This is a genomic window from Candidatus Poriferisocius sp. (assembly GCF_965219775.1).
Classification (GTDB): domain Bacteria; phylum Actinomycetota; class Acidimicrobiia; order Acidimicrobiales; family Bin134; genus Poriferisocius.
This window is the reverse complement of the sequence record NZ_OZ244793.1, coordinates 2,191,528-2,205,300: the sequence shown is the minus strand read 5'-3', so window position 1 is coordinate 2,205,300 and position 13,773 is coordinate 2,191,528. Positions and strand designations below refer to the sequence as shown.

Genomic DNA, 13,773 nt, shown 5'->3' with positions numbered 1-13,773 from the left:
GTCGCCGCCATGAAGTTGGACTTGCTGTACGAGGTGGACGCCCCCAAACCGTGGGGCAAGCCCCATCCCTGGGGCCAGCGGGAGCGGGAGCAGAAGGCCTACCGGGATGCCGTTGAGCAGATCAAGCTGGCCGACTCGTTCGGGTTCAACACCATCTGGGCGGTGGAGCACCACTTCCGGGAGGGCCGCTCGCACTGTCCGGCCTCGGAGGTGCTGCTGGGGGCCCTGTCGATGGTGACCGAGAACATCAAGATGGGGTTCGGCGTGACCCTCACCCCCTTCGGGTTCATCCCGCCCCAGCGGATCGCCGAGAAGGTGGCCACCGTCGACATCTTGTCCAACGGTCGGGCGGTGTGGGGCACCGGTCGGTCCACCCCGATGGAGCAGATCGCCTTCGGGGTCGACCGGGAGCGCTCCCGCGACGACTGGCAGGAGGCCATCGAGATCGTGTGCGGCATGTGGCGGGAGGAGTACTTCGAGTACGAGTCGCCCCGGTTCACCTTCCCCAAGCGCATGGTCACCCCCAAGCCGATGCAGTACCCCCATCCCCCGGCGTGGATGGCGTGCGCCTCGGAGAACTCGGCGGCGGTGGCCGGCAAGGCCGGGATGGGCATGCTGTCGTTCTCCATCATGCAGCCGCTGGAGGCCATGGCCCGCCACATCCGCAACTACCGGGCGGCCGCCGAGAACCCCGAGCCCATCACCGACGTGACCACCAACGCCACCGCGGCCTACACCCTGGTGCACTGCGCCGACACCAAGGAGCAGGTACACGACAACGGGGTGTGGAAGTCGGTGGAGTGGTGGTACACCAACCTGGCCCAGTTCACGTTGGACTGGGAGCTGCCCGAGCTGTCCCAGGAGGAGCGCGACGCCACCTTCCCGTTGCTCAAGCCGCTCATGGAGGACGGCATCGACGACCTCATCCACGAGTTCGACGAGGCCGACATGATCGTGGTGGGCGACGTGGACACCTGCTACGAGAAGATGAAGCACTACGCCGACCTCGGCGTGGACCAGCTCATCTGCTACGTGCAGTTCGGCTACCACTCCCACGAGTCGATCATGCGCACCATCGAACTGCTGGGCAAAGAGATCATCCCCGAGTTGGAGAACTACACCCCGAACATTGCCGCCTCCTGAGGTAGGCTCCGGCGCGAGGACCGGCTCCCCGGGACCGACAGAGGGGTGGGAAGCCGCCCCGCGGTGGGTTTAGCCTTGATCGATGGCATCCGAGGGCCTCAGCCGGGCTGAGTTGATCGACCGGTCGGGCCTGGCCGCCGAGCAGGTGGACTTGGCCATCGACGCCGGCCTGTTGATCCCCGATGCCCTCGGGCGATTCAACGAGGACGCCATCACCATGCTGCAGGCCGGGGCCGCCCTGGTGGCCGCCGGGGTGAGCGTGCCCGATCTGGCCCGTCTGGCCGTTCGCCACGCCCGCAACGTGGAGGCGGTGGTGGACGAGGCCGTCGACCTGTTCCTGGCGGCCATGGGGTCGGCCAGCCTGGAGGAGGTCAAGCTGGAGGAGTTGGCCCCGCTGGTGGAGGCCTTGGTGCCCCAGGTGGTGGCCCTGGTGGGCGAGCACTTCCGTCGCACGTTGCTGAGTCGGGCATCGGCCCGGCTGTTGGAGTCCGGGCGATGACGCCGCTGGAGGCGTTCGGTGCGTGGACGGGGGACGACCGGGTGTTCTGGCGGGCCCCCGGCCAACGGGCGGTGGTCGGGTTGGGGGCGGCCCGGACGGTGGAGGTGGCCGGCCCGTGGCGATTCGACGACGCGGCCGCGGCCGCCGCCGAGATGCTGGACGAGGGAGAGATTGCCTTCGGCGGCTTCGCCTTCTTCGATCAGCGGGCGGCGGGGGCCTGGGCGGGCTATCCCAGCGGCCGGCTGGTGGTGCCCGAGAGGCTGGTTCGGGGACCGGTGCCGGAAGCGGGCGGCGCGGACGGCAGCCTGGGCGGCGGCGCGGACGGCGGCGCAGACGGCGGCTTGGGCGGCCGCGGGCTGCAGGTCCACGATGAGACCAGGTCGACGTATCGGGACGCGGTGAAGAAGGCGGTCGAGGCCATCGACGACGGGGAGCTGGCCAAAGTGGTGGTGGCCCGGGTGGTGGAAGCGGTGGGCCGAGTGGACCCCGCCGTGGTGCTGGCCCGCCTGGCCGGGCGGTTTCGGTCGTGCGCGGTGTTCGGCATCGGCCGGGGGACAACGTGCTTCGTGGGGGCCAGCCCCGAGGTGCTGGTGGAACAGGACGGCGACGTGGTCACCACCTACGCGGTGGCCGGTACCGCCCCGCGGGGGGCCGACCCCGCCGAGGATGCCGCGCACGCCGAACGGTTGGTGTCCGACCCCAAGGAGCAGGCCGAGCATCGCTACGTGGTGGACTACCTGCGCACCCGACTGGCGCTGGCCGGGGTGGAGTTGGATCCCACCGGCGAACCGGAACTGCGGACCCTGCCGGGCATCCATCACCTCAATACCACCATCACCGGGCGCATCAGCCCCGCACCGGGCGGGGCCCTGCGACTGGTGGGGGCGTTGCACCCCACTCCGGCGGTGGGCGGTACCCCGAGCACCTTCGCCCAACAGTGGATCACCGAGCACGAGGATCTCGACCGGGGGTGGTACGCCGGCCCGGTGGGATGGATCGACCACCGGGGCTGTGGCTCCTTCTACGTGGCCCTGCGCTCGGCCCTGGTCGGCCCCGCCGGCCTGCGGCTGATCGCCGGCGCGGGCGTGGTGGCCGGATCCGATCCCGAACAGGAGCTGATCGAGACCGACATCAAGCTGGACGCCGTGCTCGACGTGGTGACATGACCGGCCCCGTGGCCGACGCGGCCTATCGGGCCACGGCCCGGTTCTGGGCCGAGATGGCGGCCTGCGGGGTGACCGACGTGGTGATCTCGCCCGGCTCGCGCTCCACCCCGCTGGCGGTGGCCGCCCGCAACCAGGAAGGGCTGCGGGTGACCGTGCAGCTCGACGAGCGGGTGGGGGGTTTCTGTGCGCTGGGGATGGCCAAGGCGTCGGGCCGTCCGGTGGCCCTGGTCTGTACCTCGGGCACCGCGGCGGCCAACTACCTGCCCGCGGTGGTGGAGGCCCACCACGCCGGGGTGCCCCTGGTGGTGTGTACCGCCGATCGGCCCCCCGAGCTGCGGGGGGTGGGGGCGGGCCAAACCATCGACCAGGTCAAGCTGTACGGCGACCACGTGCGCTGGTACGCCGAGACCCCGTGCGACGGGGACGAGCCCGACTTCTCTGCCCGCCTGGCCGTGCGGGCGGTCAGCATGGCCGCGGCCGGTCCCGACCCCGGTCCGGTCCACGTGAACTGGCCGTTTCGCAAGCCGCTGGAGCCCCAGGGTCCGTTGCCCCGGACCGGGGCCACCGTAGGTCGTCCGTTGCTTGCGGTCCGGCCCCTGGTGGACGCCGAGGTGGAGGAGGTCTCCCGGTTGGGCGGGCGCCGGGGGCTGATCGTGGCGGGGGCCCTCGACATCGACACCGACGGGGCCGCCGCCATCGTCGGCTTTGCCGAGGCGGCCGGGTGGCCGGTGGTGGCCGACGCCGGATCGCAGCTCCGGGGCCGGGGCCCGCTGGTGCTGGACGCGGCCGAGTGGGTGCTGGGCCGTAGCGGGGAGGATCCCGAGGTGCTGCTCCACATCGGCGGCCCGCCCAGCAACCGGGCGATCATCGAGTTCGTGGCCTCTTGCGAGGCCGACGAGCGGCTGCTGGTGGACCCCCGACGGCGGTGGGAAGAACCGTCGCTGGGGTGGACCCAGGCCATGGCCTCCGATCCGGTGGCCTTGCTGGGCGCCGCGGCCCCCGCCATGACCCCGACCGATGAGGGGTGGGCGGCAGGCTGGATCGACGCGTCGGCGGACGCCTGGTCACGGGTCGAGGCGGTGTTGGGCCGGGGTGGGTTGCTGGAGCCGCTGCTGGCCGCCACCCTCTTGCGGTCGCTGCCCCCCCACGTTGCGTTGTATGCGTCCAACAGCATGCCGGTGCGGGACGTGACCTCGTTCTGGCCGCCGGACACACCCCCCCGCCGGGTGCTGGTCAACCGGGGGGCCAACGGCATCGACGGCGTGGTGGCCTCGGCCTTGGGAGCCGGTCTGGCCCTCGACAGTCCGGTGGCCGCCCTGGTGGGCGACGTGGCCGTGCTCCACGACATCGGCGGGCTGTTGGCCGCCGCCCGGGCCGGGGCCGATCTGACCGTGGTGGTGCCCAACAACGACGGGGGCGGCATCTTCTCGCTGCTGCCCCTGGCCGACGCCGGCGGGGAGGTGTACTTCCAGGAGCTGTTCCACACCCCCCACGGGGTTGCTCTGGGCGATCTGGCTCGTGGCCTGGGCGTCGGCTATCGCCGGGTGGAGCGGGCCGACGACCTGGCCGACGCCGTGGCCGAACCCTCCGGGGTGACCGTGGTGGAGGTGCCCATCGACCACCCGGCGGCCCTGCGCCAGCGTCGTGCGCTGACCGACGCGGTCTTGTGAGCCGGGCGACCCCGGCGGCCCGGTGATGCGGGTCGAACTCCGGGAGGTGGCCCTCACGCTGCGCCGCCCAGTGATGACCGGCCGGGGACCGATCGCCCGCAGAGAAGGCCTGCTGGTCCGCATCCACGACCACGACGTCAGCGGCTGGGGTGAGGCCCTGCCCCTGCCCGGTTGGCCGGGCGCCGATCTGGCGGCGACCCGTCGGGCACTGCAGGCTTGGGCGGCCGACCCCCATCCCGAGGCCCTGCCCACCGAGCGGTTTGCCCGCGGGGCGGTGGAGTTGGCCTTGCTGGATGTGGAGGCCCGCCGGCGCACGCTGACCCAGGCCGAGGTGTTGGCCGACGGCGGGCCGGTGGCGTCATCGGTAGCGTTGAACGCCCTGGTGCAAGGCCCCGAGGATGCGGCGGCTGCGGTGGCCCGGGGGTATCGGACGGTGAAGCTGAAGGTGGGGGCGTCGCCCCCGGAGGAAGATGTGGCCACGGTGGCCGCCGTGCGCGCCGCCATCGGGGAGGCCGCCAAGCTGCGGCTGGACGCCAACGGAGCCTGGACCGCCGAGCACGCGGTGACCGTGTTGGCCCAACTGGAGCCCCATGGCGTGGACTACGTGGAGGAGCCGGTCGCGGGCCTGGAAGCCCTGGCTGAGGTGGCCGAGCGATCCCCGGTGCCGGTGGCCGCCGACGAGAGCCTGAAGGATGCGGACACCGAGGTGCCCGAGGTGATTGCCGTGCTGGTGATCAAGCCGATGGCGCTGGGCGGTCCCCGCACAGCCCATGGCGCCGCCTGCCGGTGGATCGAGCGGGGTCACCGGGTGGTGGTGACCAACTTCTTCGACTCCGCCGTCGGCCAACACGCCGCCCTCAGCACGGCCGCCGCCCTCCCCGGCCCCCCCGAGGTCCACGGTGCGATCACCCCCGACCTGTTCACCCACGACCTCGCCCCCCTCCCCCCCATCGCTTCCGGCCACTGCCCCCTCCCTCCCCACAGCCCCACCCCCACCATCTCAGCGCCAGGAGAACTTGGGGATCGTTGGCCCACCATTGGGGTTGGTCGACAGATCACCTCAGAGGATGTAGCGAAAGTTGACCCCTGGTAGACGGGCCGGACTAGGGGTTGAGGACGACGGTGTTGGTGTTGGCGTCGATCAGGATGCGGCCGTCGAGGGGTTGGTCCAGGGTGATGGTGGCGGTCTGCTGGAGCCCGGCCCGTCGGCAGTCCTCGGTGGTCACCAGGGCGTAGACGGCCAGCTCCACCTGGGTGATGCCGTAGTCGATCTCGGCGTCGCTGAACTCCTCGCACTCGGTGCCCCAGTAGCGGACGGTCAGGGTGCGGTCGTCGTCGGCCACTGACACCTCGTTGATGATGCGGATTTCCCGGGGTGGCCCCTGGGGGAGTTCCTCGGTCCGGGTGGTGCAGCCCGCCACCAGCCCGGCGGCGGCCACCGCCACCGCGACTCGGGACAATGGGCGCCACCTCACCGTCTTGGGGGCGTCGGGGCCGGGGCGACCCGATCGGCGTCCACGCTGCGCTCCACGCTTTGATCATGCCACCCGGACGGGTGGGGCAATACCGTCAAGCCGTGGGACTCCGGCGGTCGCAGCTCGTGGTGGTGTGGTTGATCGGCGCCGCCGTGATCCTCCCCAACGCCACCATCGCCCCGGCCATCCCCGACATCGCCGACGCCTTCGGCATTTCCGACCAGACCTCGGTGTTCATCTTGATGACGGCCCACGCCCCCGGCCTGTTCATGGCCTCGGTGATCGGGGTGGCCGCCGACCGCTACGGTCGCCGCCGGATCATCGTGCCGTGCCTGTTGCTGTTCGGCGTCAGCGGGCTGGTCATCATGACGTCGAGCAACCTGGCCATGCTGTTGACCTTCCGGTTCATCCAGGGGCTGGGCTCCTCGGGGTTCTTGAGCCTGGCCCTGGTGATCATCGGCGACCACTACGAGGGGGTGGAGCGCACCCGGATAATCGGCCAGAACGCCCTGAGCATGAACCTGAGCGTGGCCATCCTGCCCGCGGCGGGGGGCCTGCTCACCGAGGTGTTCGGTTGGCGGGGGCCGTTCGCCCTGCACGCGGCCACCATCGTGTTGGCCGTGTGGGCGGCGGCGTTGCTGCCGGCCGACCGTCGCCGCGCGGTCGAGCCGCTGCGCAGGCAACTGCAGGCGGCCCGCCCCCATCTCATGAAACCCGAGGTCGGGGTGCTGCTGTTGGTGGGCCCGTTCACCTTCTTGATCTTCTTCGCCATCGGCATCACCACCATGCCCATCCACCTGGAGAACGAGTTCGGTTCCCCGCCGTGGGTGCGGGGGCTGATTCAGTCGCTGACCGCGGTGTCCGCCGGCCTGATGGCGCTGAACATGGGCCGCATGGCCGCCCGGTACACCCCATCCATGATCGTGCGGGCGGGCTACGTGGGATTCGTGATCTGCCTGGTGGGGATGGCGGCGTCACCGTCGTTGGCGGTCATCATCGCCCCGGTGCTGCTGCTGGGGGCCGCCGATCAAATGGTGATCGTGCCCCTGCAGAGCCGAGCGGCCTCGTTGGCCCCCGAACAGCATCGAGCGGTGACGGTGGCCGCCTGGGGCACGGCCATCCGCGTCGGCCAGGTGAGTGGGCCGGCCCTGGTGGCGGGCCTGTTGGCCGTGGGCGACACCCGGCTGGTGCTGTGGACCGGCGCCGCGCTGTCGGCGGTGCTGTTCATCCTGGTCACCGCCGTCCGCACCCTGATCGACCGCGATCTCCCCTTCCAGGGCAACCAGGAGGGCAGCTAGCGGCCGGCGGCGGGGCGGAAGGCGGCCACCACGTCGGCCAGGTAGTCGTGGGCGGCCGCCGGGTCGTCGGGGATGGGGAGGTGGGCCCGGAAATCGGTGACCCCGGCGTCGACCAAGGCGGGCACGCCCTCCATGGTGGCGGCCAGGTCCACTCCGTCGTCGGTGCGCACCACCGGCAGGGTGCCCACCACCCCGATGTCGGACGGGTCGCGGTCGAACCCGGCCACCGCCTCCCGCATCCGGGCGATGGTGGCGGCCATGTCGCCCCCCATGTCGGGGCCCCACGGCACCCATCCGGCGCCGAAACGGGCCAGCCGACGCATGGCCCGGGGATTGACCGTGCCGCTCACCCACACGGGCACCCCGCCCGGCTGCACCGGCTGGGGTTGCAGGTAGATGCGGGAGAAGGTGAGCCGGTCGTCGCTGAAGTCGGCGGGACAGGAGGTCCACAGGGCTTGGCACACCGCCAGGGTGTGGTCGAGCTGGCCTCCCCGGTCGGCGAAGTCGAGCCCGGCCGCCTCGTACTCCTCGGCCTGCCAGCCCACGCCCACGCCCAGGTCCACCCGGCCGCCGGTGAGCACGTCGAGGGTGGCCAGCGACTTGGCCAGGATCACCGGGCGGCGCAGGGCGGCCAGCAAGATGTTGTTGCCCAGTCGCAGGTTGTCGGTTATGGCCCCCAACATCGACAGCAGGGTGGTGGGCTCCAGCCAGTGGCCGTCGGGGCCGGTGGGCTGGCGGCCGCCGGCCATGCCCCCCAGTTCCGGTTGGCCGTAGGCGTCGAGGCGCTCGCCGAACACCACGTGGTCGCTCACCACCACCTTGTCCACCCCGGCGGCGTCGGCGGCCTTGGCCAGATCGAACACCGATTGCCAACCTCCCGGTCCGGGGTCGGCGGCGGCGAAGGAGCGGAGTTGCATCGAAAGCAGCGGTGTCATACGGCCTTGCTTAGCCCAGTCACGGGCCGTACCGCCACACCGCACCCCCATGGGCGGAACCGTTGCCTTTCCCCGCCCCGCCGCCGGCCACCAGACTCGCGGGGTGGCGCCCACCCTGGCCCAGTTCACCGCCGAGGCCCGTGCCTTCCTGGACGCCAACGCGGCGCGGGTCCACACCGACGAGTTCACCTGGGGAATCGGTTCGGATGAGATCACGGTGTACGCCGAGAAGAACGAGGCCGAGGAGGCCGCCGCGGTGCGGGCCGCCCAACGGTGGCGGGCCGAGATGTGGGACGCGGGCTTCGGCTGGATCACCGGCCCCCCCGAGTTCGGTGGCCGGGGTCTGGGACCGGAATACGAGCGGGCCTACCTGGACCTGGAGGCCACCTACCGGGTGCCGTCGCAGACCGTGTTCGGAACGGCCCTGGGAGTGGTGGCTCCCACCCTCTTGGCCCATGGCTCCGACTGGCTGAAGCAGCGGTACCTGGTCGGGCTGTTCCGAGGGGAGATCCTGGCCTGTCAGTTGCTGAGCGAGCCGGGTGCGGGGTCGGACCTGGCCTCGTTGAGCACCCGGGCGGTGCGCGACGGCGACCAGTGGGTGATCAACGGCCAAAAGGTGTGGAGTTCCCGGGCCCACTACTCCCACATCGGGCTCCTGTTGGCCCGCACCGACCCCGATGCGCCCAAGCACCAGGGCATCACCGCCTTCATCCATCCCTTGGACACCGCCGGCACCGAGGTGCGCCCGCTGCGGCAGATGACGGGCGGTTCGGAGTTCAACGAGGTGTTCTTCGAGGACGCCCGGATAAGCGACCGCTACCGGGTGGGGGGCGTCAACGCGGGTTGGTCGGTGTTTCGGACCACCCTGCAGTCGGAACGGGCCTCCATCGGTGCCCGGGGCGCGGGCTACGGGGGCAGTGGGTTGGTGGGTTTGGCCGCCCCGGAGCGGGTGGTGCGGCTTGCCCGCCATCTGGGCTTGGCTGACGACCCCACGGTGCGCCAGAACCTGGCCCGCCTCTACACCGGGCACCGGCTGGTGGAGTGGAACGCCACCCGCCGCCCCGCTATTCCCCCGGCGGCGGCCAAGTACGGCACCGCCCGCCACATGAACTGGGCGGCCTCGATGATCGCCGGGTTGCTCGGACCCCGCATCTGCGCCGACACCGGGGAATGGGGCACCTACGCCTGGAAGCAGTTGCTGCTGGGCACCCCGGCCATGCGCATCGGTGGCGGCACCGATGAGGTGATGAAGAACAGCGTGGGCGAAGGGGTGCTCGGCCTGCCCCGAGAACCCCGCTGACGGCCCCCGTGTTGCGGTGGCTCCTCAGCCGGTCGGATCGGCTTCGTCACGCTCCAGGGCGACGCGGTCGATCTTCGACATCGGGGTCATGGGAAAAGCATCGGTGAGTCGCAGGAAGCGGGGAAGCTTGAAGTCGGCGAGGTGACGGCGACCGAACTCGGTCAACTCCTCCAGCGAAGGCGGGTGCTGGGGATCGGCGGGGATCACCACCGCCACCCCCACCGCGCCCAACACCTCGTGGGGCCGGGGCACCACGCACACCCTGTCCACCTTGGGGTGCCAGGCCAGCACCCGTTCGGTCTCCACCGGGAACACCACCTCGCCGCCTTGGTGGTAGCCCTCTCCCCGTCGTCCCACCAGCCGCAGGCAGCCGGTGTCGTCCAGCCACCCCTGATCGCCGGTGTGCAGCCAACCGCCCCGCAGGGCCGCGGCGGTGGCCACCGGGTCGCGCCAGTACTCGGCCATCACCGCCGGGGATCGCAAACACACCTCGCCCACCGTTCCCGGTGCCACCGGCTGGTCGCCGTCGGGGTCGCGGATTTGCAACTCGATGCCGGGGCGGGGGCGCCCCACGGTGGCCAGCATCTCCTCCATGGGTGCGTCGATCCAGGTGAACGTGCCCACCCCGCCTCCCTCGGTGCAGGCATACCGCTGCGTCCAGTGGGCGTCGAACCGCCGGCGGGCCTCCTCGATGATGTCGGGCGGTGACGGTGCCCCACCGGTGACGATCAGCTTCACCGCGGAAAAGTCGTACCGGTCGAATTCGGGGTGGCGCAGCATGAGGGCGATCTGGGGGGCCACCCCACCCACGGCGGGCATCCGGTACCGGGCCACCGCGTCGAGCACCGCGGTGGCGCTCCAGCGGTCGATCACATGGAGGGTGGTGCCCGCGGCGAACTGGGCGGGCACCTTGCCCATCACCCCGATGTGGGCCATCTGGGTGTTGGAGGTGATGGGGCCGCCCTCGCCCCAGCCGTTGCCGGTGTCGACCACGGCGATGTCGGCCAGGATCCGATTGGTGAACATGGCCCCTTTGGGCACCCCGGTGGTGCCGGAGGTGAAGACCACGGTCACCGGTCGGTCCCCGTCGGGGGCCAGCGGGGGTGGGGCCTCGTCGGGGGCCCGTAGGCCTTGGGCCACCGAGCCGGGACCGTCGGCCAAGGTGATGTCGATCACGTCGATGTCGATGGCCATGTCATCGGCCAGGGCTGCGGTGGCGATGGCCCGGTCGGCCCCGGCCACGTCGTTCACCAATCGGGTGCGTTCGGGGGCGGCCAGGCGGCTGCTGACCCCGGCGGTGATGGCCCCCAGTTTGGCCAACGCGCCGTAGAGCACGATGTAGTCCACCGATGACGGCACCAGCAGGGCCACTACCTCACCTTGGCGCACGCCTCGGCGAGCCAAGCCCACGGCTACCTCGTCGGTCAGGCGGTCGAGCTGGGTGAAGCTGATCGTCCAACCCTCCTCGGCCACCAGGGCGGCGCGGTCCGCAAAGCGCCGTGCCGCCGCCGGAATGGTCTCGGCCCACATCTCATGGATTGTGTCAGTTCGGGCCCGCTGGGAGTGGCCGAGACCGGCTTACCCGGTGGCCGGGTGAGGCCTCAGCGTCTCGTGGCCATTGGTCGGGGGGATGACTGAGTGCCCGCCGGGTCGGGGGAATACGGTGGGCGGGTTCCCGTGGCAAGGACGGCAAGGAGTGTGGACATGGGCGAGTTCGTTCGGGTGGAGACCGGCGCGGCGGAGGGGGTGGCCACGCTGCGGCTGGACCGCCCCAAGGTCAACGCCCTCAATTCCCAGGTGGTGGCCGAGCTGCACCAGGCGGCCGATGAGCTGGCCGGGCGCACCGAGGTTCGGGCGGTGGTGGTGTGGGGCGGCCCCAAGGTGTTCGCCGCCGGGGCCGACATCAACGAGTTCTCCGGCATGGACGCCGAACTGGCCCGGCGGCTGACCCGGAACATCAACGACGCCCTGCGGGCCCTGGAGCTGCTCCCCCAGATCACCATCGCCGCCATCAACGGCTACGCCCTGGGCGGGGGCTGCGAGCTGGCCATGGCCGCCGAGTTCCGCCTGGTGGGCGAGGGCGCGGTGTTGGGCCAGCCCGAGATTCTGTTGGGGATCATCCCCGGCGGGGGCGGCACCCAGCGGCTCAGCCGGCTGGTGGGCATCACCAGGGCCAAGGAGCTGATCTATTCGGGGCGCAACGTGAAGGCCGATGAGGCCGTGGCCATCGGATTGGCGTCGGCGGTGCATCCCGACGGGGACGTGTACGACGAGGCGGTGAAGTTGGCCGCCCGCTACGCCGCCGGGCCCGCCGCGCTCACCCTGGCCAAGAGCGCCATCCTCGACAGCGTCTCGTTGCCCCTCGATGAGGGCCTGGCCGCCGAGTGCGAGGCCTTCGCCGCCTGCTTCGACACCGAGGACGCCCACATCGGCGTGGCCAGCTTCCTGGAGAACGGCCCCGGACGGGCCACCTTCACCGGGCGATAATTCGCTAAGCGGTGGGGCTTGGCCCGGCGGCGGCCAGCGCCTCCTCCTCGGGGGGTGTGGGCCCGTAGCGGCGCCAGAGCCAACCCCCGAACGCGCCGATCACGATCATCAGCACCCCGATCAGGGCCATGCCGATGAGCCGGCCGGTCAAATCCCCCAACAGGGCCTCGTGGATCGACTGGGCGGCCCGAACGGTGTCGGAGTTGTCGATCAACACGGCCAACAGCGCCCGGGAACCGTAGACGCCCACGCCCAGGACGGCGGCCATGGCCACGATGCCCGCACCGATGCTCCACAGCACCCGCGTGCGGGACGGGGAGATCAACAGCGAGGCGATGCCGCACAGGATGATCAGGGTGATGGTGGAGGACCGGCGGTCCTGGAGTTGGCCGAGGAACTCCCAGAACCGGTCGCCCGGTTCGGCCCGCTGAAGCACCGTCACCACCCCCGCGTCGGCGGGAGGGTTGGACTCGCCCAGAAAGGTGAGGTCCTCGTGGTCGGAGATCTCCGCCAACGTCTGGTTGAAGATCGGCCCCAGATCCACGTTGACGCTCCGCTCCGGCGGGTTGGCCACCGCGGTGCCGCCCACCACCGCCAACACGTCGCGGTGGGCCTGTCGCACCGCCCGGTCGAGCAGGAAATCGTTCTCCGCTGCGGTGAGCAGCCCGCTCACCACCGGGGGAATCTGCTGTTGGATGGCCAGTTGGGCCCCGGCCGATCCGGCGGGGGTGACGGGCAACTCGGCCATCTCCGTGGTGGTGGCGATGAACGAGGCCGCCACCACGTTGTGGACGTCCTCGTCGTCGAACATGTCGGCCAGTTCCTCGGCGAAGCGGTCCTCGTTGAAGATCACCAGGTTGGCGTAGGTGGTGAGCGCCGAGAACCCCGACCCCAGCACCACGATCAGCAACAGCAACACGGACACGGCCTCCCGCACCGTGCGGGAGGTGACGCTGCGCCACGAGCGCAGCAACTGTTGGAGCTGCTCTTCCACTGGGTTCAGTTTGCCCGGTGTCCGCCGGATACTTCCTGCCGACTCCCCCCGGCGCCGGTCACCGGGCTACTCGAACAGCGGGCCCACCGACGACACCTGGTACTTCTTGCCGTCCATCCCGGTCATGCCCAACTCGCCGATGGCCGCGCCGAAGGTGGCGATGTGGGGGGCGGTGAAGTGGGCGGTCAGGGCCTCCTCGCTCTCCCAACACTCGAAGAAGCGGACCTTGCCGGGTGCTTCCACCGAGAAGCAGTACTCGATGTTGCCCTCCTCGGCCCGGGAGGCGGCGGCCATCTCGGTGGCGGCGGCCATGAACGCTTCGGTGTTCTCGGGGGGAAGGGCGCCGGTGCCCGCAATGACGATCATGGTGTCTCCTCAGGTAGCGACTGTTGTGCTGAGCCTAGTGGTGTGTCGCCGACATGATGGGGGCTTACCCGAAGAGGGGGCCGACCGAGGCGATGTGGTACTTCTTGCCGTCCATCCCGGCCATGCCCAGGTCGCCCACCGCCGCCTGGAAGGCGCCGAACGGCCCGGCGGCGAACTGGGCGTTCATGGCGTCCTCGTTCTCCCAGCACTCGAAAAAGCGAAACGTCCCGGAGGCCTGCATCGAGATGCAGTAGTCGACATTGCCGTCCAGGGCGCGGGAGGCGGCGGAGAGTTCGGCGGCCGCCGCCATGAACGCCTCGGCGTTCTCGGGCGGGACGGACACGGAGCCGGCGACGACAATCATGCGATCTCCTCACGGTGCGGCGGGCGGCCTCAGCGTACCGACGGCCGGGCCGGGCCGCACCATCCCGTCGGTCGGC

Annotated in this window: 14 protein-coding genes; 8 read left to right on the top strand and 6 right to left on the bottom strand. The window is 71.0% G+C overall.

All coding sequences use genetic code 11. From position 1 onward, the window contains the following. Window positions 1-9 precede the first annotated feature (9 nt). From ACOQPQ_RS09795 to menC, 5 genes are all read left to right on the top strand, one after another. Window positions 10-1,143 carry an LLM class flavin-dependent oxidoreductase gene (locus ACOQPQ_RS09795; RefSeq protein WP_420639257.1) on the top strand — a complete coding sequence of 378 codons (1,134 nt, stop codon included), beginning with the start codon at window positions 10-12 and terminating at the stop codon, window positions 1,141-1,143. An 82-nt stretch (window positions 1,144-1,225) separates the two neighbouring features. Next, a complete protein-coding gene (locus tag ACOQPQ_RS09790; protein ID WP_420639256.1) occupies window positions 1,226-1,642 on the top strand; it encodes a hypothetical protein in 417 nt (138 codons plus the stop codon). After that, window positions 1,639-2,808 (top strand): isochorismate synthase, encoded by a 1,170-nt coding sequence (locus ACOQPQ_RS09785; protein ID WP_420639255.1) that lies wholly within the window; start codon window positions 1,639-1,641, stop codon window positions 2,806-2,808. The genes ACOQPQ_RS09790 and ACOQPQ_RS09785 overlap by 4 nt, the downstream gene beginning before the upstream one ends. Further along, window positions 2,805-4,478, top strand: a complete 1,674-nt coding sequence (gene menD, locus ACOQPQ_RS09780; RefSeq protein WP_420639254.1) for a 2-succinyl-5-enolpyruvyl-6-hydroxy-3-cyclohexene-1-carboxylic-acid synthase — start codon at window positions 2,805-2,807, stop codon at window positions 4,476-4,478. The genes ACOQPQ_RS09785 and menD overlap by 4 nt, the downstream gene beginning before the upstream one ends. Before the next feature lie 25 nt (window positions 4,479-4,503). Further along, window positions 4,504-5,571, top strand: coding sequence for an o-succinylbenzoate synthase (gene menC, locus ACOQPQ_RS09775; protein ID WP_420639253.1), 1,068 nt, complete (start codon window positions 4,504-4,506; stop codon window positions 5,569-5,571). A 10-nt stretch (window positions 5,572-5,581) separates the two neighbouring features. Here the strand turns inward: menC and ACOQPQ_RS09770 are convergent, their stop codons facing one another. Next, window positions 5,582-5,938, bottom strand: a complete 357-nt coding sequence (locus ACOQPQ_RS09770) for a hypothetical protein (protein WP_420639252.1) — start codon at window positions 5,936-5,938, stop codon at window positions 5,582-5,584. A gap of 116 nt (window positions 5,939-6,054) precedes the next feature. Between ACOQPQ_RS09770 and ACOQPQ_RS09765 the strand changes: the two genes are divergently transcribed. Further along, window positions 6,055-7,251, top strand: a complete 1,197-nt coding sequence (locus ACOQPQ_RS09765; protein ID WP_420639251.1) for an MFS transporter — start codon at window positions 6,055-6,057, stop codon at window positions 7,249-7,251. Here ACOQPQ_RS09765 and ACOQPQ_RS09760 read toward each other — a convergent pair. After that, window positions 7,248-8,186, bottom strand: coding sequence for a TIGR03619 family F420-dependent LLM class oxidoreductase (locus ACOQPQ_RS09760; RefSeq protein WP_420639250.1), 939 nt, complete (start codon window positions 8,184-8,186; stop codon window positions 7,248-7,250). The genes ACOQPQ_RS09765 and ACOQPQ_RS09760 overlap by 4 nt on opposite strands. A 49-nt stretch (window positions 8,187-8,235) precedes the next feature. On the opposite strand from ACOQPQ_RS09760, the gene ACOQPQ_RS09755 reads away from it, so the two are divergent. Next, window positions 8,236-9,486: an acyl-CoA dehydrogenase family protein gene (locus ACOQPQ_RS09755; protein WP_420639249.1), complete on the top strand. Its 1,251-nt coding sequence runs from the start codon at window positions 8,236-8,238 to the stop codon at window positions 9,484-9,486. 24 nt (window positions 9,487-9,510) lie between these two features. On the opposite strand, the gene ACOQPQ_RS09750 is transcribed toward ACOQPQ_RS09755, so the two are convergent. Next, complete coding sequence (locus ACOQPQ_RS09750; RefSeq protein ID WP_420639248.1) at window positions 9,511-11,016, bottom strand: class I adenylate-forming enzyme family protein; 1,506 nt, start codon at window positions 11,014-11,016, stop codon at window positions 9,511-9,513. 174 nt (window positions 11,017-11,190) lie between these two features. Here ACOQPQ_RS09750 and ACOQPQ_RS09745 point away from each other — a divergent pair, with 174 nt between their 5' ends. After that, a complete protein-coding gene (locus tag ACOQPQ_RS09745; RefSeq protein ID WP_420639247.1) occupies window positions 11,191-11,973 on the top strand; it encodes an enoyl-CoA hydratase/isomerase family protein in 783 nt (260 codons plus the stop codon). A 4-nt stretch (window positions 11,974-11,977) separates the two neighbouring features. Here ACOQPQ_RS09745 and ACOQPQ_RS09740 read toward each other — a convergent pair whose 3' ends face one another. From ACOQPQ_RS09740 to ACOQPQ_RS09730, 3 genes are all read right to left on the bottom strand, one after another. Continuing rightward, window positions 11,978-12,967, bottom strand: coding sequence for a hypothetical protein (locus ACOQPQ_RS09740; protein ID WP_420639246.1), 990 nt, complete (start codon window positions 12,965-12,967; stop codon window positions 11,978-11,980). 66 nt (window positions 12,968-13,033) lie between these two features. Continuing rightward, window positions 13,034-13,333, bottom strand: coding sequence for a putative quinol monooxygenase (locus ACOQPQ_RS09735; RefSeq protein ID WP_420639245.1), 300 nt, complete (start codon window positions 13,331-13,333; stop codon window positions 13,034-13,036). Between the two features lie 64 nt (window positions 13,334-13,397). Next, window positions 13,398-13,697 (bottom strand): antibiotic biosynthesis monooxygenase, encoded by a 300-nt coding sequence (locus ACOQPQ_RS09730; RefSeq protein ID WP_420639244.1) that lies wholly within the window; start codon window positions 13,695-13,697, stop codon window positions 13,398-13,400. Window positions 13,698-13,773 lie beyond the last annotated feature (76 nt).